This is a genomic window from Vibrio harveyi NBRC 15634 = ATCC 14126 = KCTC 12724 (genome assembly GCF_001591145.1).
Taxonomy (GTDB): Bacteria; Pseudomonadota; Gammaproteobacteria; order Enterobacterales; family Vibrionaceae; genus Vibrio; species Vibrio harveyi.
The window spans coordinates 1-20,212 of the sequence record NZ_BCUF01000064.1 but is presented as its reverse complement, the minus strand read 5'-3'; the positions used below and the strand labels follow the sequence as shown (position 1 = coordinate 20,212).

The 20,212-nt window shown below is 46.0% G+C and carries 23 protein-coding genes; 18 read left to right on the top strand and 5 right to left on the bottom strand.

Features of this window, described 5'->3' with window-relative positions; genetic code table 11:
- Positions 1–460: 460 nt before the first annotated feature.
- The 8 genes from metK to ruvX all read left to right on the top strand — a co-directional run bounded on the left by metK (position 461) and on the right by ruvX (position 7,119).
- Positions 461–1,615, top strand: coding sequence for a methionine adenosyltransferase (gene metK, locus VHA02S_RS22395; protein ID WP_005449748.1), 1,155 nt, complete (start codon positions 461–463; stop codon positions 1,613–1,615).
- A gap of 283 nt (positions 1,616–1,898) precedes the next feature.
- Positions 1,899–2,696: a DUF2189 domain-containing protein gene (locus tag VHA02S_RS22390; RefSeq protein ID WP_005449746.1), complete on the top strand. Its 798-nt coding sequence runs from the start codon at positions 1,899–1,901 to the stop codon at positions 2,694–2,696.
- 67 nt (positions 2,697–2,763) lie between these two features.
- Complete coding sequence (locus VHA02S_RS22385) at positions 2,764–3,261, top strand: SprT family zinc-dependent metalloprotease (RefSeq protein ID WP_009697583.1); 498 nt, start codon at positions 2,764–2,766, stop codon at positions 3,259–3,261.
- 151 nt (positions 3,262–3,412) lie between these two features.
- The gene (gene endA, locus VHA02S_RS22380) at positions 3,413–4,108 is read left to right on the top strand and encodes a deoxyribonuclease I (protein WP_005449743.1); all 696 of its coding nucleotides are present in this window, start codon (positions 3,413–3,415) and stop codon (positions 4,106–4,108) included.
- A 146-nt stretch (positions 4,109–4,254) separates the two neighbouring features.
- Positions 4,255–4,986 (top strand): 16S rRNA (uracil(1498)-N(3))-methyltransferase, encoded by a 732-nt coding sequence (gene rsmE / locus VHA02S_RS22375; RefSeq protein ID WP_005449742.1) that lies wholly within the window; start codon positions 4,255–4,257, stop codon positions 4,984–4,986.
- Positions 4,987–5,000: 14 nt separating this feature from the next.
- Positions 5,001–5,951, top strand: a complete 951-nt coding sequence (gene gshB / locus VHA02S_RS22370) for a glutathione synthase (RefSeq protein WP_005449741.1) — start codon at positions 5,001–5,003, stop codon at positions 5,949–5,951.
- Between the two features lie 129 nt (positions 5,952–6,080).
- Positions 6,081–6,644, top strand: coding sequence for a YqgE/AlgH family protein (locus VHA02S_RS22365; protein WP_005449740.1), 564 nt, complete (start codon positions 6,081–6,083; stop codon positions 6,642–6,644).
- Between the two features lie 49 nt (positions 6,645–6,693).
- Positions 6,694–7,119 (top strand): Holliday junction resolvase RuvX, encoded by a 426-nt coding sequence (gene ruvX / locus VHA02S_RS22360; RefSeq protein ID WP_005449738.1) that lies wholly within the window; start codon positions 6,694–6,696, stop codon positions 7,117–7,119.
- 59 nt (positions 7,120–7,178) lie between these two features.
- Here ruvX and VHA02S_RS22355 read toward each other — a convergent pair whose 3' ends face one another.
- The gene (locus VHA02S_RS22355; protein WP_017817653.1) at positions 7,179–8,285 is read right to left on the bottom strand and encodes a PilT/PilU family type 4a pilus ATPase; all 1,107 of its coding nucleotides are present in this window, start codon (positions 8,283–8,285) and stop codon (positions 7,179–7,181) included.
- Between the two features lie 31 nt (positions 8,286–8,316).
- A complete protein-coding gene (locus tag VHA02S_RS22350; protein WP_005425810.1) occupies positions 8,317–9,357 on the bottom strand; it encodes a type IV pilus twitching motility protein PilT in 1,041 nt (346 codons plus the stop codon).
- Positions 9,358–9,385: 28 nt separating this feature from the next.
- Here VHA02S_RS22350 and VHA02S_RS22345 point away from each other — a divergent pair, with 28 nt between their 5' ends.
- From VHA02S_RS22345 to hemW, 7 genes are all read left to right on the top strand, one after another.
- Complete coding sequence (locus tag VHA02S_RS22345; RefSeq protein ID WP_009697582.1) at positions 9,386–10,096, top strand: YggS family pyridoxal phosphate-dependent enzyme; 711 nt, start codon at positions 9,386–9,388, stop codon at positions 10,094–10,096.
- A 131-nt stretch (positions 10,097–10,227) separates the two neighbouring features.
- Positions 10,228–11,046, top strand: coding sequence for a pyrroline-5-carboxylate reductase (proC, locus tag VHA02S_RS22340; RefSeq protein WP_038899445.1), 819 nt, complete (start codon positions 10,228–10,230; stop codon positions 11,044–11,046).
- 53 nt (positions 11,047–11,099) lie between these two features.
- The gene (locus tag VHA02S_RS22335) at positions 11,100–11,657 is read left to right on the top strand and encodes a YggT family protein (protein ID WP_005425806.1); all 558 of its coding nucleotides are present in this window, start codon (positions 11,100–11,102) and stop codon (positions 11,655–11,657) included.
- Entirely contained in the window at positions 11,657–11,947 is a 291-nt protein-coding gene (gene yggU / locus VHA02S_RS22330) for a DUF167 family protein YggU (RefSeq protein ID WP_005425805.1), read from the top strand. The genes VHA02S_RS22335 and yggU overlap by 1 nt, the downstream gene beginning before the upstream one ends.
- A gap of 59 nt (positions 11,948–12,006) precedes the next feature.
- Positions 12,007–12,438, top strand: a complete 432-nt coding sequence (locus VHA02S_RS22325; RefSeq protein WP_005425804.1) for a DUF4426 domain-containing protein — start codon at positions 12,007–12,009, stop codon at positions 12,436–12,438.
- Positions 12,439–12,543: 105 nt separating this feature from the next.
- The gene (locus VHA02S_RS22320) at positions 12,544–13,146 is read left to right on the top strand and encodes an XTP/dITP diphosphatase (RefSeq protein WP_005436525.1); all 603 of its coding nucleotides are present in this window, start codon (positions 12,544–12,546) and stop codon (positions 13,144–13,146) included.
- A gap of 18 nt (positions 13,147–13,164) precedes the next feature.
- Positions 13,165–14,337 (top strand): radical SAM family heme chaperone HemW, encoded by a 1,173-nt coding sequence (hemW, locus tag VHA02S_RS22315; protein ID WP_038899446.1) that lies wholly within the window; start codon positions 13,165–13,167, stop codon positions 14,335–14,337.
- Between the two features lie 203 nt (positions 14,338–14,540).
- Here hemW and glsB read toward each other — a convergent pair whose 3' ends face one another.
- The 3 genes from glsB to trmB form a co-directional block, all read right to left on the bottom strand.
- Positions 14,541–15,461 (bottom strand): glutaminase B, encoded by a 921-nt coding sequence (gene glsB, locus VHA02S_RS22310; protein WP_005425799.1) that lies wholly within the window; start codon positions 15,459–15,461, stop codon positions 14,541–14,543.
- A gap of 102 nt (positions 15,462–15,563) precedes the next feature.
- Positions 15,564–16,592, bottom strand: coding sequence for a TRM11 family SAM-dependent methyltransferase (locus VHA02S_RS22305; protein ID WP_038899447.1), 1,029 nt, complete (start codon positions 16,590–16,592; stop codon positions 15,564–15,566).
- Between the two features lie 11 nt (positions 16,593–16,603).
- Positions 16,604–17,323: a tRNA (guanosine(46)-N7)-methyltransferase TrmB gene (gene trmB, locus VHA02S_RS22300; protein ID WP_005449665.1), complete on the bottom strand. Its 720-nt coding sequence runs from the start codon at positions 17,321–17,323 to the stop codon at positions 16,604–16,606.
- 203 nt (positions 17,324–17,526) lie between these two features.
- On the opposite strand from trmB, the gene mutY reads away from it, so the two are divergent.
- The 3 genes from mutY to mltC all read left to right on the top strand — a co-directional run bounded on the left by mutY (position 17,527) and on the right by mltC (position 20,117).
- A complete protein-coding gene (gene mutY, locus VHA02S_RS22295; RefSeq protein ID WP_038899448.1) occupies positions 17,527–18,603 on the top strand; it encodes an A/G-specific adenine glycosylase in 1,077 nt (358 codons plus the stop codon).
- A 19-nt stretch (positions 18,604–18,622) separates the two neighbouring features.
- On the top strand, positions 18,623–18,895 hold the full coding sequence (locus VHA02S_RS22290) for an oxidative damage protection protein (protein WP_005425792.1): 273 nt from the start codon (positions 18,623–18,625) through the stop codon (positions 18,893–18,895).
- Between the two features lie 82 nt (positions 18,896–18,977).
- Positions 18,978–20,117, top strand: a complete 1,140-nt coding sequence (gene mltC / locus VHA02S_RS22285) for a membrane-bound lytic murein transglycosylase MltC (protein ID WP_005449660.1) — start codon at positions 18,978–18,980, stop codon at positions 20,115–20,117.
- The last annotated feature ends 95 nt before the right edge of the window (positions 20,118–20,212 follow it).

Genomic DNA, 20,212 nt, shown 5'->3' with positions numbered 1-20,212 from the left:
GGCCAGAGTTAGCTTGTTGAACACCATCCATGCTAAGAGCGCGGATTGCATTTGCGAGCTCTTTGTTTGAAAGAACGTTACGAGAAGACATGTCTGCTCCTGAGTGCATTAAGCGAATTGATAAAGGAATGTGGGCACATTAACCGAGTAAACTGGGCATAAAAAGTGCGGACAACATTCTCTCAAAGCCAAAATCCGACTGCAAACGTTTTACTCACCATTTTTGCGGTTTTAACTCAATCTTTTCGCACTTAATAGGTAATTTATTAGAAATTCACCCCATCAAAAGCAAACGATTGGGAAATAAGCTAGGCGAATTCAAATCGAAAAAGAGCTTGTAATTCGACTGTGGGAAATTAAAATAGACGTCTAGATGTAGAAACACCTACAAACTGTATTGTATTTTTCGTGGCAAGCTTGCGTTAGTTAGCCATGAGTAAACCTTAAGATTGGAGCTATCATGGCTAAGCACCTGTTCACTTCTGAGTCGGTATCAGAAGGTCATCCAGATAAAATCGCAGACCAAATCTCTGACGCAGTTCTTGATGCAATTCTTGAGCAAGACCCGAAAGCACGTGTTGCTTGTGAGACTTACGTTAAAACCGGCATGGTTATGGTTGGTGGTGAAGTAACGACTTCTGCATGGGTTGATATCGAAGAAATCACTCGTGAAACTGTTCGTGAAATTGGTTACGTTCACTCTGATATGGGCTTTGATGCGAACTCGTGTGCGGTTCTAAACACCATCGGTAAGCAGTCTCCAGACATCAACCAAGGTGTTGATAAAGCAGACCCTAAAGAGCAAGGCGCAGGCGACCAAGGCATCATGTTTGGTTACGCTACAAACGAAACTGAAATTCTAATGCCAGCTCCAATTACTTACTCTCACCGCCTTGTTCAAAAACAAGCTGAAGTTCGTAAGAGCGGTAAACTAGATTTCCTTCGCCCAGATGCGAAATCTCAAGTAACTTTCCAATACGACCAAGGTAAGATTGTTGGTATCGATGCTGTTGTTCTTTCAACTCAACACTGTGATTCAGTAACAACACCTGACCTACGTGAAGCGGTAATGGAAGAGATTATCAAGCCAGTATTACCTTCAGAGTGGATCACTAAAGACACGAACTTCTTCATCAACCCAACCGGTCGTTTCGTTATCGGTGGCCCAATGGGTGACTGTGGTCTAACTGGTCGTAAAATCATCGTAGATACTTACGGCGGCGCAGCTCGTCACGGTGGTGGTGCGTTCTCTGGTAAAGATCCATCGAAAGTAGACCGCAGCGCAGCTTACGCAGCACGTTATGTAGCGAAAAACATCGTAGCAGCTGGCATGGCTGACCGTTGTGAAATCCAACTTTCATACGCTATCGGTGTTGCTGATCCAACGTCTATCATGGTTGAAACGTTCGGTACTGAGAAAGTATCACACGAAATCATTATTGAAGCGGTTCGTCAACACTTCGACCTACGTCCATACGGTCTACAAGAAATGCTTAACCTGCTTCAACCTATCTACAAGCAGACGGCAGCATACGGTCACTTCGGTCGCGAAGAGTTCCCATGGGAAGCAACGGATAAAGCAGCTATCCTACGCGATTTCGCAGGCATCAAGTAATCGAGCCACGCAAGAATCGATAAAGCCCTCGCCTCTGGCGGGGGCTTTTTGTTTCTGCCCCTTCTTCTCCTTCTCATGTCTTCTCTTGAACAAAAATTCAGCAATTATTTGTAAATTGTCCCATCTCTGCCAATAGTTAACATAATGTTAAATGCACTTTTCGATGTATATAACGTAAAGAACTATGATGCAGGCTCACGTGGCTAATAGAGTCATGAAAAACGTCAGCCAAACATCTTTATATGGCCTAGGTGCCACCGTGGGAATAAATCAAGGAGGAGTTATGCCTCGTACCGTGAACCCATCTGACTTCCAAGGTAAACGAAAGGAAGTTCCAGATAATGAATACGCCAGAACCATTCCGTGCAATACCGTTAGCTTATCGGCACCATTCCATTGGCTCGCTTTGGGTCTGCATGACTTTGTCCGCATGCCGCTCATCAGCGCCTTCTACGGCATCTGCTTTATGGCAGCTGCGATTGGTATCGTGCTTCTGGTTCAATGGCAAGGCACGCATCTTGTCGTGATGCCAAGCCTGATTGTTTACATGTTAATCGGGCCATTCTTAGCCCTCGGCTTATATGATGCAAGTTGGGAGAGAGAACGCGGACACAAACCAAGCTTATTCCATTCAATGAAAGCCATTGGACGCAACTCTAGCTCTCAGTGGGCATTTGCTGTGATGCTCGCGGTATGTATGATTTTCTGGATGCGAATTGCTGCCCTGCTCCATGCTCTATACCCTTCTGTACAAGGCGCTCCACTGACTGAGTTCTTGCCTTTCTTAGTTATTGGTTCGCTAGTAGGTTTTGTCTTGGCTTGCGTGGTATTTAGCATTTCAGCTTTCTCAATTCCACTCATGATGGAACGTCGCGTCGATATGATGACTGCCGTTTTCACCAGCTTTAACGCCGTGAAATCCAACATCCCTGCGATGATCGTATGGGCAGCCATAATTTGTGGTGGTATCTTAATCGGCTTCGCGACGTACGGTATTGGTATGCTCTTCACCATGCCAATCCTAGGTTACGGCACATGGCATGCGTACCACGCGACAATTAAGAAAAAACACACGCCTTAGAAAACTGATGCTATGATCCAGCCCTCGCAAACGCGGGGGCTTTTTTATTGAATAAACGGAGTGAGTTGTGGATATAGAACTGAGCTACAAAGCCAAACAAGTGATGGCAGATTGCATCGCGATGGCAGAGCAAGCATTCAAACGTTCTTTTATCATCCCTTCTCTGGCTTTCAATGTTCGTGGTAAAGCAGCCGGCAAAGCTTACTTGCAGTCGAATGAAGTTAGATTGAATCCGAAGCTCTTTAAAGAAAATCCTCAAGCTTTTCTTGAAGAAGTGATTCCACATGAAGTCGCGCATCTCATTACTTATCAAGTGTACGGTCGCGTTCGACCTCACGGAAAAGAGTGGCAAGGCGTGATGGAAGCGGTATTTAAAGTTCCAGCTAAAACCACTCACAGCTTTGATGTGGCTTCTGTGCAAGGTAAAACTTTTGAATACCGCTGTGCTTGTATGACTTACCCACTTTCAATTCGTCGTCACAACAAAGTGCAGCGCAAAGAAGCGATGTATTCTTGCCAAAAATGTCGCCAACCGCTGAACTTTACTGGTATTCAGCTCTCGTAACGCCCATCCTTTTACTCCTTTAGCCTTCAAAAAATAGAGACATACGCACTCAAATTGCTGCTTTTTACTCACTATTGTCAGGTTACTCATCACTAAAGCTAATTTATGCGTGTTAGAATGAATAAAGTCATACTTTATAAAGACTTTAATCATGAAATACCTGTTCTCTCTATTCCTATTTGCGCTTTCTAGTACAGCGATTGCTGCGCCTCCAAGCTCTTTTTCCGCCGCTAAGCGTGAAGCGGTAAAAATCTACGCCGATCACCCAACCAGCTTCTACTGTGGTTGTGACATTAAATGGCAAGGCAAAAAGGGCGTGCCGGATCTCTCTTCTTGTGGCTATCAAGTTCGCAAGCAAGAAAAACGCGCATCTCGCATCGAGTGGGAGCACGTGGTTCCTGCATGGCAGTTCGGCCACCAGCGTCAATGTTGGCAAAATGGTGGACGCAAAAACTGCACAAGAAACGACAAAGTCTTCAAATCTATGGAAGCCGATCTCCACAACCTAACTCCGGCTATCGGAGAGGTAAACGGTGACCGCTCTAACTACAACTTCAGTCAGTGGAATGGCATGGATGGCGTCAGCTACGGTCGTTGTGAAATGCAAGTGAACTTTAAGCAGCGTAAAGTCATGCCACCCGATCGCGCACGCGGCTCAATTGCGCGTACTTACCTGTACATGAGCAAAGAATACGGTTTTAAACTTTCGAAGCAGCAGACTCAATTGATGAGTGCTTGGAACAAAACCTACCCTGTAGATAAGTGGGAATGTGAGCGTGATGAACGCATTGCTAAGATTCAAGGCAACCACAACCCATTCGTTCAAGAGGCTTGTCGCGCACTGTAATTCTTCCCGTAATTACCGCAGTACACCTCCACTATTCGAGGCGTTGTCATTTACTGGAATGGAAACGCCTCTTGCCCCTTGTTTTTTCGGTAGAAAGCATCCATGTTAGTGTCTAAACACTCGCGTATGCAGGAAATCGAAACACTATGCGTATCCCTCGAATTTATCATCCAGAAACCATTCAACAACTTGGCATCATTGCTCTAAGCGACGATGCAGCAGGTCACATTGGTCGTGTGCTTCGCATGAAAGAAGGTCAAGAAGTCCTATTATTTGACGGCAGCGGTGCTGAATTCCCAGCTGTCATCAGCGAAGTCAGCAAAAAGAATGTGATGGTTGAGATCTCTGAACGCGTAGAAAGCAGCATTGAGTCACCGCTTGACCTTCACCTTGGTCAGGTCATTTCGCGCGGCGATAAAATGGAGTTCACCATCCAAAAATCAGTAGAACTTGGCGTGAATACAATTACACCGCTGATCTCTGAGCGTTGTGGCGTGAAATTAGACCAAAAACGTTTCGAGAAGAAGCTAGCTCAGTGGCAGAAGATTGCGATCAGTGCGTGTGAACAGTGCGGTCGCAACGTAGTACCTGAAATTCGCCCTATCATGAGCTTAGAAGAGTGGTGCCAAGAAGAGTACGACGGCTTGAAGCTTAACCTGCATCCACGTGCGAAGTACTCAATCAACACCTTGCCAACACCTGTTGAAAAAGTTCGTCTATTAATTGGTCCTGAAGGCGGTCTATCTTCTGACGAGATCGACATGACTCGCGAATATCAATTTGAAGAGACGCTACTCGGTCCTCGTGTTCTGCGTACCGAAACAGCAGCTCTGACAGCAATTACAGCCTTACAAGTTCGTTTCGGCGATCTTGGTTAAAACGGAGAAAAATAATGATCAAACTCGGTATCGTAATGGACCCAATCTCGTCCATTAACATCAAGAAAGACTCTAGCTTTGCCATGATGCTTGAAGCGCAACGCCGCGGCTACGAAATCCACTACATGGAAATGAATGATCTGCACCTAGACCAAGGTAAAGCAATCGCAGACACCAAAGTGGTTGAGTTAAAAGAAGATCCAACGGGTTGGTACGAATTCAAATCAGAGCAGACCATTGAACTGTCTGAACTTGATGCTGTGCTAATGCGTAAGGATCCTCCGTTCGACACAGAGTACATCTACGCAACTTACATCCTTGAGCGCGCTGAAGAGCAAGGCGCACTGATCGTTAACAAGCCACAAAGCCTACGTGACTGTAACGAGAAACTGTTCACAGCTTGGTTCCCAGAGCTAACACCAACTACTATTGTGACGCGTAAAGCTGAGAAGATTAAAGCCTTCCGTGAAGAACACGGTGATGTGATCCTAAAACCACTTGATGGCATGGGCGGCGCATCTATCTTCCGCGTGAAAGAGAACGATCCAAACGTATCAGTTATCATCGAGACACTAACAAACCATGGTCAAAACTACGCGATGGCGCAAACCTTCGTGCCAGATATCAGCAATGGTGACAAGCGCATCCTAGTGGTTGATGGTGAGCCAATGCCTTACTGCCTTGCTCGTATCCCTGCAAAAGGTGAAACACGTGGTAACCTAGCGGCAGGCGGCACAGGTGAAGCTCGCCCACTTAGCGAAACTGATATGAAGATCGCTCAAGCGGTTGCACCGACCCTAAAAGAAAAAGGTCTTATCTTTGTGGGTCTTGATGTGATTGGCGACAAGCTAACGGAAATCAACGTAACGAGCCCAACCTGTATTCGTGAAATTGAAGCGGCTTTTGATATTTCAATCACAGGCAAGCTAATGGACGCGATTGAGCGCCGAGTGAAAGGCGAATAACTCAAACTGTATTACAGTTAAATAAGAGCGTTGTGGATTAACTTAAGCAAACTCATGCACATACCCGTACAGGTGAAAACATGGTGTTTGCTTAAGTATTTTTAATAGCCTTATAAGGTCGAGATGAGAATGAACCTCACAAACCATTTCTTAGTTGCCATGCCGGGAATGAAAGATCCCTACTTCCAGAATAGCGTTATCTACGTCTGTGAACACAACGAAGAAGGCGCTATGGGGTTGATGATCAACGCACCTGTCGATATCACGGTTGGTAGTATGCTCAATCAAGTCGAAGTGCAACCTGTGCACCCTCGCCTGTTTGAAGCAAGCTTAGATAGACCAGTGTACAACGGCGGTCCTGTTTCTGAAGATCGTGGTTTTATCTTGCACAAACCAAAAGACTACTACGAATCAAGCATTCAAATGACTGACGAACTGGCAGTTACCACGTCTAAAGACATCTTGTCAGTACTTGGTACAGAAGCGGAACCAAGCGACTATTTAGTGGCACTTGGATATTCCGGCTGGAGTGCAGGTCAATTAGAAACTGAGTTGGCAGAGAATTCTTGGCTGACCATCGAAGCGACGCCAGAGATCATTTTCGATACTCCAATTATCGATCGTTGGAAAAAAGCAGTCGAGAAATTAGGCATCGATCCAAGCCAGTTATCTTCGGATGCAGGGCACGCTTAACGCGCTTCCACACTCAACCTATTTTATTTAGTTAGATTCGAGACACATTATGTCACGCACAATCATGGCCTTCGATTTCGGTACCAAGAGCATTGGTAGTGCTATCGGGCAAGAAATCACCGGCACGGCTTCCCCACTTAAAGCATTCAAAGCGAATGACGGCATTCCAAACTGGGACGACATCGAGAAACAAATTAAAGAGTGGCAACCAGACCTATTGGTGGTGGGTTTGCCAACAGACTTGCACGGTAAAGACTTAGAAACCATCACGCCACGAGCGAAGAAGTTCGCCAATCGCCTGCACGGTCGTTACGGCTTACCCGTTGAATTGCATGATGAACGCCTATCAACCGCAGAAGCACGCGCAGAGTTGTTCAGTATGGGTGGCTACAAAGCGCTATCGAAAGGCAATATCGACTGCCAATCAGCGGTCGTGATTCTTGAGAGTTGGTTTGAAAACCTTTGGGGTGAGTAAACGCTTCAAGCACAATGAAAAAGGTTGGTTTCGCCAACCTTTTTGGTTTCTGAATTGGATTAATCCATATCGATCTTAACGTTCGCCAAACTGCCCGTAGAGAATGCTTCACCACGTTGCGTCTTCAACATCAAACGCAGATCGTTGGCAGAGTCCGCACTGTGCAATGCATCTTCTTCACTGATCTTACCTTGCATCACTAACTTGTAGAGCGATTGGTCGAAGGTCAACATCCCAAATTCATTGGATCGAGCCATGGTTGCTTTCAACTCATGAAGATCGCCTCGACGGATCAGATCGGATACACGCGGGCTATTTAATAAGATCTCAAACACGCCATGACGCCCCTGACCGTTCTTATCACGGATCAACTGCTGACCTACTACGCCTTTTAAGTTCATCGACAGATCAAACAAGAACTGATCTTTCTGGTCTTTCGGCACCAAGTGCAAAATACGTTCAAGTGCTTGGTTTGCGTTGTTGGCGTGCAATGTAGCCATGCACAAGTGACCAGTTTCAGCAAAGGTCATTGCGTATTCCATCGTTTCTCGGCTTCGGATCTCACCAATCAAAATCATGTCTGGTGCCTGACGCAACGAATTCTTCAACGCCACTTCATAGCTGTCAGTATCCAAGCCCACTTCACGCTGAGTCACAATACAACGTTTATGCTCATGCACAAATTCAATTGGGTCTTCTACCGTAAGAATATGACCAGTCTTGTTGTTGTTGCGATAACCCGTCATCGCAGCCATGGTGGTCGACTTACCAGAGCCTGTCGCACCAACCACCAGCACTAAACCACGCTTGGCAATTGCAAGATCTTGCAGCACCAAAGGCAACTTAAGCTGCTCAAACGTTGGAATATTGGTTTCAATACGACGAATGACGGCTCCCGGTAATTCACGTTGGAAGAAGGCACTGACACGGAAGCGACCGCAATCACGGACAATGGCAAAGTTCGACTCACGGCTTTTGCGAAACTCTTGTCGTCGCTCCGGGTCCATTGCACTATCAAGCAACAAGGCTACGTCATTTTCGCTCAGCTTATCGCCTTGCGGACGCAATTCGCCATCCACACGAAACAAGATCGGGGCACCGACAGTGATGTATAGATCCGACGCTTTTAACGCCAGCATGCCTTCGAGAAATTTATTCAGATCCATCGTCCGTATTCGCTATTTCCTAAGTAATTCGTTACGAGAATTGCTGCGCTTCAATTTCAACTTTCTTATCCACTTCTTCACGCGATACCATGCCTTGTGCCATCAATTGACGAGCATTCTGCTCCATGGTCTGCATGCCATGCGCCGCACCGGTCTGAATGATCGAATACATCTGCGCGACTTTGTCTTCACGAATAAGGTTACGGATCGCAGGTGTCGCCATCATGATTTCATGACAAGCAATACGACCACCACCATTACGTTTTAACAGTTTTTGTGCAATAACCGAACGCAGCGACTCCGACAGCATCGAACGCACCATGTCTTTGTCACTACCTGGGAATACGTCGATAATACGGTCGATGGTTTTCGCTGCTGAGCTAGTGTGCAGCGTACCGAAAACAAGGTGACCCGTTTCAGCAGCCGTCAGCGCCAAACTGATGGTTTCTTTATCACGCATCTCACCAACTAGAATCACATCCGGGTCTTCACGTAATGCGCTGCGCAGTGCGTTTTGGAAGCTGTGTGTATCACGGTGTACTTCACGTTGGTTGATCAGACACTTATTGTTGGTGTGAACAAATTCAATCGGATCTTCAATTGTTAGGACGTGCTTATTGTGATTACGGTTAATGTAGTCAACAATGGCTGCCAAGGTAGTCGATTTACCAGAACCCGTTGGACCGGTAACCAGTACCAGACCTTTTTCAGCATTGGCAATCTTTCTGAAGATCTCTGGGGCTTCTAGCTCTTCCAGTGTTGGAATGCTACTTGGGATGGTACGGAACACAGCCGCACAACCGCGAGATTGGTTGAAAGCGTTGACACGAAAACGGCCAACGTTATGCAATTCAAATGAAAAATCGACTTCGAGTTTTTCTTCGAACTCACTGCGCTGCGCATCGTTCATGATTTCAAAAACCAAACGATGCACTTCTTGGTGTGTAAACGCTGGAATGCCCAGCTTTCTTACATCACCATCAATACGAACCATTGGTGGTACACCTGCAGAAAGATGTAGATCCGAAGCATTATGTTTTACACTAAAATCCAGTAACTCAGTGATATCCATTTAAAATCCTTAAGTCTAAAGTACAGCTATGAGTAGTATTCAACAAAACATTGAACATATCACCTCTCAAATTCGACACGACGAACAAAAATGCGGTCGTGCTCCAGAGTCAGTGCAACTTCTAGCAGTAAGCAAAACTAAACCTGTCGAGGCAATTCTCGAAGCTTACCAAGCTGGCCAAGAGGCGTTTGGTGAAAACTACGTCCAAGAGGGCGTCAGTAAAGTTCAGCACTTTGCCGAGCATTATCCAGATAATCGAATCGAATGGCACTTCATTGGTCCAATTCAATCCAATAAATCACGCCCTGTTGCTGAACATTTCGATTGGGTTCACACCATTGATCGCGCTAAGATCGCTCAACGCCTCAATGACCAGCGTCCAAGCGAGCTAAAACCACTGCAAGTTCTGATTCAAGTTAACACCAGTGGTGAAGAGTCAAAATCTGGCGTTGCTGATGCAGAAATATTCGAACTGGCTGAGTTGATTTCTCGCCTTCCAAACCTCACGTTAAGAGGGTTGATGTCGATTCCTGCCAACGTGCCAGATTACGAATCGCAACTTCGCGCATTTAAGCAACTTGAAGAGCTAAAGCAAAAGCTAGCCCAGCAGTACCCGGATGTCGACACGCTATCCATGGGTATGAGCGGAGACATGGATGCGGCAATCGAAGCAGGTAGCACTATGGTGCGAATTGGCACAGCGATTTTTGGCGCGCGCGACTACAGCAAACAGCAATAAAAGCGACTCGTTGTTAGACACTGCGAATTTGAGTCTGAGTGCCTTCTATTTCGGCACTCAGAGCAAAGTGGTGCAATTATACACCTGAGCGCACAACAAATTGTAAGAATTTATATTTGGAAACCAGACATATGGAACATAAAAAGATTGCCTTTATCGGCGCGGGAAACATGGTGCGTGCGATTGTTTCTGGTCTCGTAGCAAATGGCTACCCAGCACAGAACATCGTTGCGACCGCCCCATCGGAGACACGTCGCCAACCTCTTGAGCAAAACTTTGGTATCCGTACCACCAGCGATAACATCGCAGCCGCGACAGAAGCGGATGTTGTGGTATTGTCTGTGAAGCCACAAATGATGGAAGAAGTGTGTAAACCACTGCAATCTATCGACTTCAGCAATAAACTGGTTATCTCTATTGCAGCTGGCATCAACTGTTCACGCTTGGATGACATGCTAGCGACTAAGCTCAACTTGGTTCGCGTGATGCCAAATACACCATCGCAACTTGGTTTGGGCATGAGTGGTCTTTACGCGCCTGAACATGTGCAAGAACAAGATAAAGCCTTCGCGGCAGAGTTAATGCAAGCCTGCGGTAAGGTATGCTGGGTCGAACAAGAATCTGGCATCAACAATGTGATTGCCGCGGCAGGCAGCGCACCAGCTTACTTCTTCCTGTTTATGGAAGCGATGCAAGCAGAAGCAATTGCTCAAGGTTTCGATAAAGACACGGCTCGCACGTTAGTTCAACAATCCGCACTTGGTGCTGCAAGTATGGTGGTAGAAAACCCACAAACTGAGCTTTCAACACTGCGCGAGAACGTAACATCAAAAGGTGGCACAACGGCAGAAGCACTACGTACGTTCAACGAGCACCAACTGTCTGATATTGTGGCGAAAGCAATGCAAGCTGCGGTTGCTCGCGCTGAAGAAATGGAAAAACTGTTTTAATGACTTGAGTGATACCCACTCTGTGTCACTCACTTACTTGTTAAGGGTACCTTATGAATTCAATGAGTTTTCTCATCTCAACCCTATTTGACCTGTACATCATGGTCGTCATTTTGCGTATATGGTTGCAAGCTGCTCGTGCAGATTTCTACAACCCATTCTCGCAGTTCATCGTCAAAGCAACCCAACCGGTTGTGGGTCCACTGCGCCGCGTGATCCCATCCATTGGTAGCATCGACCTAGCGACAGTGCTGTTTGCCTACGTGTTGTGTGTGCTTAAGTTTGTTGCGCTGATCCTGATCGCTTCTAGCGGTTCGGTTTCATTCAGCATGGATTTCCTATTCTTAGGCTTATTGTCTCTGATTAAGGCTGCTGGCGGCTTATTGTTCTGGGTACTACTGATCCGCGCAATCCTGAGCTGGGTTAGCCAAGGTCGCAGCCCTATCGAGTACGTATTCCATCAATTAACTGAACCAATGCTAGCGCCAATCCGTCGCATCATCCCTGCAATGGGCGGCTTCGACTTGAGCGTGCTAGTGCTGTTCATTGGTCTGCAATTTGCTAACTTCCTGATGGGCGACATGATTGGTCCTATCTGGTACCAACTATAATGTCAGAAGCAGTTTGGCATGACGGCGAGGATGTGGTACTTCGGCTCTATATCCAACCAAAAGCAAGCCGCGACAAGATCGTCGGCTTGCATGGTGAAGAGCTCAAAATTGCCATCACCGCACCGCCTGTCGATGGTAAAGCGAATGCACACCTAACCAAGTTTTTAGCCAAACAATTTAAAGTTGCTAAAGGTTTGGTTCACATAGAAAAAGGTGAACTGGGACGTCATAAACAAATTCGGATAGAATCCCCAGTACAAATACCAACAGAAATTAAAGCCATCATTTGATGGCTTTTTATTTACGAAATTCGTACCAATAATAAAACGCCCGATTCGAGGAAGTGATAATGAGCAAATGGATTACCGCCCTACTGATCAGCCTGTTGTCTTTACCAAGCATGGCAGGTCAGTTCAAAACCATGAAAGACATCGAGGTACACTACATCGCGTTTAACTCGACCTTTTTAACCCCAAAGATCGCCCGTAGCTACGACATCAAGCGCAACGGCTACAATGCAGTACTGAACATCAGTGTGCTAGACAGTGCCTCTCTGGGTAAGCCGGCCGTTGAAGCTAAAATCAGTGGTCAGGCGAAAAACCTTATCGGTCAAACGCAAAAGCTCACCTTCCGTGAAGTGAAAGAAGGCGATGCGATTTACTACCTAGCAGAGCTCGGTATCACTAACGAAGAAACTTTTACCTTCGATATTGACGTTAAAGCTGGAAACAAAGGCTCAGGTAAGCTTAAATTCACCCAGAAATTTTATGTCGAAGAGTAATTAGGTTGTGATGATCTAAAAGCTTTTAGAACATCATAACTCTAGAACCAATTTAATCAGGGAGAACACTGCGTTCTCCCTTTATCGCTACAGAAAGAGACGACCATGAAAAAGATAGTGCTAGCAACAGGCAACCAAGGCAAAGTTCGTGAGATGGCAGATCTGCTGTCTGACTTCGGTTTTGAAGTATTGGCGCAAAGTGAATTCAACGTATCTGAAGTAGCAGAAACTGGCACGACTTTCATCGAAAACGCGATCATCAAAGCTCGCCATGCAGCACAAGAAACGGGTCTTCCTGCGATTGCGGACGACTCTGGCTTAGAAGTCGATTTCTTGAAAGGCGCTCCGGGCATTTACTCTGCGCGTTATGCAGGTGAAAAAGCCTCTGACCAAGAGAACCTAGAGAAGCTGCTTAAAGCAATGGAAGGCGTACCAGAAGCAGAGCGCACCGCTCGTTTCCACTGCGTATTGGTTTTGATGCGTCACGAGAACGATCCAACCCCTATCGTTTGTCACGGTAAATGGGAAGGTCGCATTCTAACTGAAGCACACGGTGAAAATGGCTTTGGCTACGACCCAATCTTCTTCGTACCTGAAGACAACTGCGCGTCAGCCGAACTTGAGCCAGCACGTAAGAAGCAACTGTCTCACCGTGGTAAAGCGCTCAAGTCGTTGTTTGCTCAACTTTCTGAGCAAGTGTCTCAGTAATCACGAGCGAATTAGACCATGTTAACGCCCCCAGCACTGAGCTTGTATGTACACATCCCGTGGTGTGTACAAAAGTGCCCATATTGCGACTTTAACTCTCACGCACTCAAAGCCGAGATCCCAGAAGAAGAGTACATCAATGCCCTTCTTGAAGACTTGGATACCGACATTGAGAAATACCGTCTTAACGAAGCGCCACGTCCACTGCATTCAATCTTCATTGGTGGTGGTACGCCGAGTTTGATTTCGGCAGAAGGCATCGAGCGTCTGCTTAAGGGCATTGAAGCGCGAATTCCGTTCAAGCCTGAAATCGAAATCACCATGGAAGCCAACCCAGGCACCATCGAAGCTGAGCGTTTTGTTGGCTACCGCAAGGCTGGTGTAACGCGCATTTCTATCGGCGTGCAGAGCTTTGAGCAACAGAAACTTGAGCGTTTGGGGCGCATTCACGGTCAAGACGAAGCCGTCAATGCTGCTAAGCTGGCACACAAAATCGGTTTGAACAGCTTTAACCTCGATCTCATGCACGGCTTACCAGATCAAAGCATCGAACAAGCCTTAGCAGATTTGGACAAAGCAATTGAGTTGGCGCCGCCGCACTTGTCTTGGTATCAGCTGACCATCGAACCAAACACCATGTTCTACTACAAGCCACCGACTCTGCCAGATGACGATGATTTATGGGATATCTTCGAACAAGGACATGAGAAGCTGGCAGCAGCAGGTTACGTTCAATACGAGATTTCAGGTTACAGCAAGCCGGGCTATCAGTGTCAGCACAACCTGAACTACTGGCGCTTTGGTGACTACCTTGGCATTGGTTGCGGCTCACACGGTAAGCTGAGCTTTACTGATGGTCGAATCGTTCGCACCACTAAGGTCAAGCACCCGCGTGGCTATCTGATGGCATACCAAAACATGGTGAAGCCGTACTTGGATAGTGAACAGCTTGTGGCTGATGAAGATCGTCCGTTTGAGTTCTTTATGAACCGTTTCCGCTTAATGGAAGCGTGCCCGAAACAAGACTACACCGATACGACAGGTCTGCCGTTGAGCTCAATTCAAGAAACTATCGATTGGGCGCTTGAGATGGGTTACCTGAGTGAAACAGAGACTCACTGGCAAATTACCGAGAAAGGTAAACTTTTCCTCAATGATTTGCTTGAAGCCTTTATGGCGGAAGAGGAATAAGAAAGGGAATCGAGGTTTGGGTACGGGCTGGGTCCTTCGAGAAACGAAATGTATGACTACATTTACCTAGACAGAAACAAAAAGGGTTGGCGCTCAAACGCCAACCTTTTCTTTTATTCGTAACAACACTTATCTAAAGCGAAGCGTTCCTAAGTCCCTAATCCACAAGGACGAAGTCCGCTCTCACTTCTCGTCTCTTTTCCTTAGAAAATCGAACGACCAATACGCTCGGCAAGTAGCTCCAGTGCTTTGGTACCAGCGAGTGAGTTACCAGATGCATCAAGCTCTGGAGACCAAACAGCAATCGTCATTTCACCCGGTACAACAGCGATGATACCGCCACCAACACCTGATTTACCCGGCATACCAACGCGGTAAGCAAATTCTCCAGCACCATCATACAAACCACATGTTGCTAGTAGTGCATTCAACTGTTTGGTTTGCGTTGGTGATACCACAGGCTTACCCGTTTGCACCGACGTACCTTTATTGGCTAAGTAGCTAAAGGTCTTTGCGAGATCGACACAGCTCATCTTCAATGCACACGCATGGAAGTAGTTTTGCAGAACAGGGATAACCTCGTTCTCGAAGTTACCAAATGAACGCATCAAGTACGCAATCGCAGCGTTACGGTCACCATGCATCATTTCAGACGCTGCAACCACTTTGTCGTATACGATATGAGTATCACCAGATAGCTGACGAGCAAATTCCAACAGACGCTGACGAGGCGCAGAGAGACGGCTTTGCAGCAAATCAGCAACCACAATAGCACCGGCGTTAATGAACGGGTTACGTGGAATGCCCTGCTCCATCTCTAACTGGATCATCGAGTTAAACGCTTGACCAGAAGGCTCTTTACCTACACGACACCAGATCTCTTCTTGCTTGTACAAGCACATTGCCAGAGTCAGGCTCAACGCTTTTGAGATCGACTGAATCGAAAATGACTCTTCTGCATCGCCCGCTTTAATCACTTCACCCTCATTGGTGTATACCGCAATACCCAGTTTGGTATTAGGTACTTTTGCCAATGCGGGAATGTAGTCGGCGACTTTGCCTTGACCAATTAGAGGGCGAACTTCCGCTAGAATGTCTGTCAAAATTTGCGCTGTAGGTTTCATCTTCTACCTTCTTGTCACAAGAACCCAAATGGCTGAGTTCAGAGGTAAAAAAAGCCAACGCGGACGTTGGCTTTTCCATGGAATTGATTCGACTCAAGTCGATTATGGTTTTATTGCCACAATGATGTTGCGGTTGATGGATTGATCAACACGGTGAAGATAACCGATGTAAGGCTCTTCTGAAAGTACCTTCCACCCTTGCTCTTCAAATAATGCCGCCACGTCTTTCCACTTCAAGGTGAATTCGTTGAAAGACAGCACCACAGAGCCTTGCTTCTTCAGAACCACTTTCCATGCAGGCAGAGCCTCTTTTAGAAGCTCCAGTGGGCTGCGGTTCAGTTTGCTGTCTTTGGCATTTTTGCTGCCGTGCTGCACGCCGTAAGGCAAGTCAGACACCATCACATCTACCGAGTTCTTCTTCACAACTTGGTCAGCAATACGCGTATCTGCTGAGTACAGCTTCATCGTTTGAAGATTACCTTTGTTGTAATCATCTTTGTCTGCTGCTGCCTCAACCACGAAGCCATCTGCCACTTTTTTACCACCAGAAGTGCGCTTTTCTTTGCTCACTTTGTGCTTAAAGCGACCGTTCTTCATGAACTTAACGATGAAGGTTTGGATCTCTTGAACCCATTTCTGGTTGATCTCAACACCCACAACATTCAAGCCGTGGATCAAACCTTCAAACAGTGTTGTACCTTTACCACACATAGGATCCATCAGCGTTAATTGCGCACTGCCCGTGTTGGCAGCACTGACGCCTAGGTTCACCATCAAACGCGTAAACTGCTCGTTTGTTTTACCTGTGTAACGCAGGATCTGACTCATGCTCTCAGGGAAAGTATTGAATGCAGGCGCCTGAATTGGACGTAATAAGCCATCTTCACGCACTTCAAATAGCGCGTAGTAGATAGATGACGCAGCAATCTTGCCTGCCTGTGCTTCACTTAGTTCGGTTTCGCAAGAGAACACAAGTGCAGCAGGCAGACCCACGTCTTTGTTGCCAATTTCAGTTACTTCAACACCTTCCGACGCCAAAATCGCTTTCAGCTCAGAACATGCAATCGTTATTGCGCTATCAAAGTAAATACGGTTATGACCCGGATTCGCTAATATCGCGTAGTGGTACATCTACTGGCTCCTTAAGCAGTACGCTTGAATTTGATATCCCACACACCGTGACCTAGACGGTGACCGCGAGCTTCAAATTTAGTCAGTGGACGCTCTTCTGGACGAGGAATGAAGTCGCCTTCTTCAGCGATGTTTTCGAAACCGGGTGCTTGGTTCATGATTTCAATCATGTGCTCAGCGTAGTTTTCCCAGTCTGTCGCCATGTGGAAGATACCTTCATTAAGGATAAGCTTCTGACGAACCATTTCAGCGAACTCAAGCTGTACGATACGACGCTTGTGGTGACGCTTTTTGTGCCATGGGTCTGGGAAGAACAGTTGTAGCGTTGCTAGGCTACCATTTGGGATCATGTGTTCGAATACTTCCACCGCATCGTGACACATTACACGTAGGTTCGTGATACCTGCTTCGCGAGCATCTGCAAGACAAGCACCAACGCCTGGACTATGCACTTCGATACCGATGAAGTTTTTCTCTGGCGCGTTCTTTGCCATTTCAACCAATGAAGCACCCATACCAAAACCGATCTCAAGCACTACTGGGTTATCGTTGCCAAACACTTCTTTCCAATCAAGAAGTTCAGCTTTGTAGTCGATACCCATTGTTGGCCAGCACTCGTTCATCGCATTTTCTTGGCCCTTAGTTAGACGACCTTCGCGACGCACGAAACTGCGGATTTTACGGATCATTTTACCGTCTTCGTTGTATTCGTTAGTGGTTACTTCACTCATTGATTTTGCCTGCACATTGATTAATCAAAGCGGGGATTATCCAAAGAATTCACTTAGGTGCAAGTATTTGTTGAGCTATCGGACTATGGCAGCCCAAAAGCAAGCAAACCAGACACAATATCCCCACAGTTTATCTGTTGTACTTACACCACAATCTGTGGTGCAATTTTGCTCCTAACCAATAATAGAATACAGAGCAAGTCGTGACACCTTTCGCCAGTGCCATCTTAGAATGGTATGACGCATATGGAAGAAAAGATCTTCCGTGGCAACAAAACAAGACCGCTTATAGTGTCTGGTTGTCTGAAATCATGCTTCAGCAAACTCAGGTCACTACGGTTATTCCTTATTACCAACGCTTTTTGGAGCGCTTCCCGACCGTGGTCGATCTTGCCAATGCTGAGCAAGATGAAGTGCTGCACCTTTGGACCGGCTTAGGTTATTACGCACGTGCTCGTAACCTTCATAAAGCCGCAAAAGAGGTCGCCCATAAATACAATGGTGAGTTTCCTCTAGACCTAGAGCTGATGAATGCCCTACCGGGGATTGGTCGCTCCACCGCAGCTGCGGTACTGTCGTCTGTCTATAAACAGCCGCATGCAATATTGGACGGCAACGTAAAACGCACACTTTCACGCTGCTTTGCTGTTGATGGATGGCCAGGACAAAAGAAAGTCGAGAATCAATTATGGGAAATCGCAGAAACGCACACACCACAAACGGATGTCGACAAATATAACCAAGCCATGATGGATATGGGGGCCATGATGTGTACCCGCAGTAAGCCTAAGTGCACCTTGTGTCCGGTCAACGAAATTTGTATAGCAAAAAAACAAGGTAATGTGCTTGATTACCCTGGTAAGAAGCCGAAGAAAGACAAGCCGGTTAAGCAGACACGTTTCGTCATGCTGCACCACAAAAATGGTGATAGTCACGAAGTGTGGCTAGAACAAAGACCACAGACAGGTATTTGGGGTGGGCTCTTTTGTTTCCCACAAACCGAACATATTGATGTAGAGAGCGATATTGAATTACTACTAGAACAACGTGGTATTCAAGCCAACGATATTAAACATCAAGAGACTCTAATTACATTCCGCCACACATTCAGTCATTACCACCTTGATATCACACCGATTTTGATTGACCTGTCAAAGCAACCTAATGTGGTGATGGAAGGTAACAAAGGTCTTTGGTATAACTTATCTAAACCTGAAGAAGTCGGTTTGGCAGCCCCAGTAAAACTCTTACTGGAAGCTCTGCCCCACGAGCTTCGTTAATTAATTGCAAGGAGTCATTATGAGCCGCACTGTTTTTTGTGCTCGACTAAAGAAAGAAGGCGAAGGTCTAGACTTTCAACTTTACCCAGGTGAACTAGGTAAACGTATTTTCGATAATATCTCGAAAGAAGCTTGGGCTCAGTGGCAACACAAACAAACGATGTTGATCAATGAGAAGAAGCTTAACATGATGGATCCTGAGCATCGTAAACAACTTGAAACAGAGATGGTGAATTTCCTGTTTGAAGGTAAAGATGTACACATCGAAGGCTACACGCCACCAAGCGAATAAAGCAAACTTGTTTTAAAACAATGACATCACAACCAACCTTGTGGTGTCATTTTTGTATTAACGTCTAACAACCCTAATAACTATGAAAAAGATTGCCTTTATCGCTACTGCACTTTTAATGGCTGGTTGTAGCCGTGAATTCGTCGAAAAAATTTACGACGTCGATTACGAGCCAACCAACCGTTTTGCTAACAACCTTGCAGAATTGCCGGGACAGTTTGAAAAAGATACCGATGCACTCGACGCACTGATCAACAGCTTCTCAGGCAACATTAAGAAACGTTGGGGGCAACGTGAAGTGAAGTTTGCCGGTAAAAGCAATTACGTAAAATACATCGATAATTATTTGAGTCGTGCTGAAGTCGACTTCCAAAAAGGTGTTATTACCATCGAAACGGTTTCTCCCACCGAACCGCAAAAACACCTAAAGAACGCCATTATCACCACGTTGTTAACGCCAGATGACCCGGCTAATGTCGACTTATTCTCTTCTAAAGAGATCAAACTTGAGGGGCAACCTTTCCTGTATAAGCAGGTTGTCGACCAAGACAAAAAGCCGATTCAGTGGTCATGGCGAGCAAATCGCTTTGCCGATTACTTGATCGCCAACCAAGTCAAAACTAAAGATGTCGACTTTAAGAAAGCGTATTACGTTGAAATCCCGATGGTAGAAGATCACTTCTCGCAGCGCAGTTACCAATATGCGGACATCGTACGTCGTGCATCAAAGAGATATGATATTCCTGAAGATTTGATTTACGCCATCATCAAAACCGAAAGTAGCTTTAACCCATACGCTGTAAGTTGGGCAAATGCATATGGCTTGATGCAAGTCGTACCTAAAACAGCAGGTCGAGACGTATTTAAGCTAGTGAAGAATCGTTCTGGGCAGCCAAGTCCTGAATACTTATTTAACCCAGAAAACAATATTGATACTGGAACGGCTTACTTTTACATCCTTAAGAACCGTTATTTAAAAGACGTACAGCATCCAACTTCATTAGAATACAGCATGATTTCTGCCTATAATGGCGGAACTGGTGGTGTTTTGAACACTTTCCATCGCAGTGATCGCAAACGCGCGATGAGAGATTTAAATTCTTTGCAACCAAACCAAGTTTATTGGGCACTTACCAAGAAACACCCGAACGCAGAAGCGCGTCGTTACCTAGAAAAAGTTACAAATTTCAAAAAGGAATTTAACTCCGGACACACTTTGTAGTGACAGTTGAATAAAAAGCGTTCGAACAACCACTTTTTTGAAATTATTTAAAAAAAGTGGTTGACGCAAAGCGGGAAAATCCGTTTAATAGCGCT

Excerpts from the sequence above, each read along its gene's own strand:
- glsB (WP_005425799.1), bottom strand. The coding sequence starts at position 15,461 with ATGAAACCTACAGCGCAAATTTTGACAGACATTCTAGCGGAAGTTCGC.
- rsmE (WP_005449742.1), top strand. The coding sequence starts at position 4,255 with ATGCGTATCCCTCGAATTTATCATCCAGAAACCATTCAACAACTTGGC.
- gshB (WP_005449741.1), top strand. The coding sequence starts at position 5,001 with ATGATCAAACTCGGTATCGTAATGGACCCAATCTCGTCCATTAACATC.
- VHA02S_RS22320 (WP_005436525.1), top strand. The coding sequence starts at position 12,544 with ATGAAAAAGATAGTGCTAGCAACAGGCAACCAAGGCAAAGTTCGTGAG.
- metK (WP_005449748.1), top strand. The coding sequence starts at position 461 with ATGGCTAAGCACCTGTTCACTTCTGAGTCGGTATCAGAAGGTCATCCA.
- hemW (WP_038899446.1), top strand. The coding sequence starts at position 13,165 with ATGTTAACGCCCCCAGCACTGAGCTTGTATGTACACATCCCGTGGTGT.
- VHA02S_RS22390 (WP_005449746.1), top strand. The coding sequence starts at position 1,899 with ATGCCTCGTACCGTGAACCCATCTGACTTCCAAGGTAAACGAAAGGAA.
- VHA02S_RS22355 (WP_017817653.1), bottom strand. The coding sequence starts at position 8,285 with ATGGATCTGAATAAATTTCTCGAAGGCATGCTGGCGTTAAAAGCGTCG.
- VHA02S_RS22365 (WP_005449740.1), top strand. The coding sequence starts at position 6,081 with ATGAACCTCACAAACCATTTCTTAGTTGCCATGCCGGGAATGAAAGAT.
- VHA02S_RS22325 (WP_005425804.1), top strand. The coding sequence starts at position 12,007 with ATGAGCAAATGGATTACCGCCCTACTGATCAGCCTGTTGTCTTTACCA.
- proC (WP_038899445.1), top strand. The coding sequence starts at position 10,228 with ATGGAACATAAAAAGATTGCCTTTATCGGCGCGGGAAACATGGTGCGT.
- endA (WP_005449743.1), top strand. The coding sequence starts at position 3,413 with ATGAAATACCTGTTCTCTCTATTCCTATTTGCGCTTTCTAGTACAGCG.
- trmB (WP_005449665.1), bottom strand. The coding sequence starts at position 17,323 with ATGAGTGAAGTAACCACTAACGAATACAACGAAGACGGTAAAATGATC.
- VHA02S_RS22290 (WP_005425792.1), top strand. The coding sequence starts at position 18,623 with ATGAGCCGCACTGTTTTTTGTGCTCGACTAAAGAAAGAAGGCGAAGGT.
- VHA02S_RS22335 (WP_005425806.1), top strand. The coding sequence starts at position 11,100 with ATGAATTCAATGAGTTTTCTCATCTCAACCCTATTTGACCTGTACATC.
- VHA02S_RS22305 (WP_038899447.1), bottom strand. The coding sequence starts at position 16,592 with ATGTACCACTACGCGATATTAGCGAATCCGGGTCATAACCGTATTTAC.
- mltC (WP_005449660.1), top strand. The coding sequence starts at position 18,978 with ATGAAAAAGATTGCCTTTATCGCTACTGCACTTTTAATGGCTGGTTGT.
- VHA02S_RS22350 (WP_005425810.1), bottom strand. The coding sequence starts at position 9,357 with ATGGATATCACTGAGTTACTGGATTTTAGTGTAAAACATAATGCTTCG.
- ruvX (WP_005449738.1), top strand. The coding sequence starts at position 6,694 with ATGTCACGCACAATCATGGCCTTCGATTTCGGTACCAAGAGCATTGGT.
- yggU (WP_005425805.1), top strand. The coding sequence starts at position 11,657 with ATGTCAGAAGCAGTTTGGCATGACGGCGAGGATGTGGTACTTCGGCTC.
- VHA02S_RS22345 (WP_009697582.1), top strand. The coding sequence starts at position 9,386 with ATGAGTAGTATTCAACAAAACATTGAACATATCACCTCTCAAATTCGA.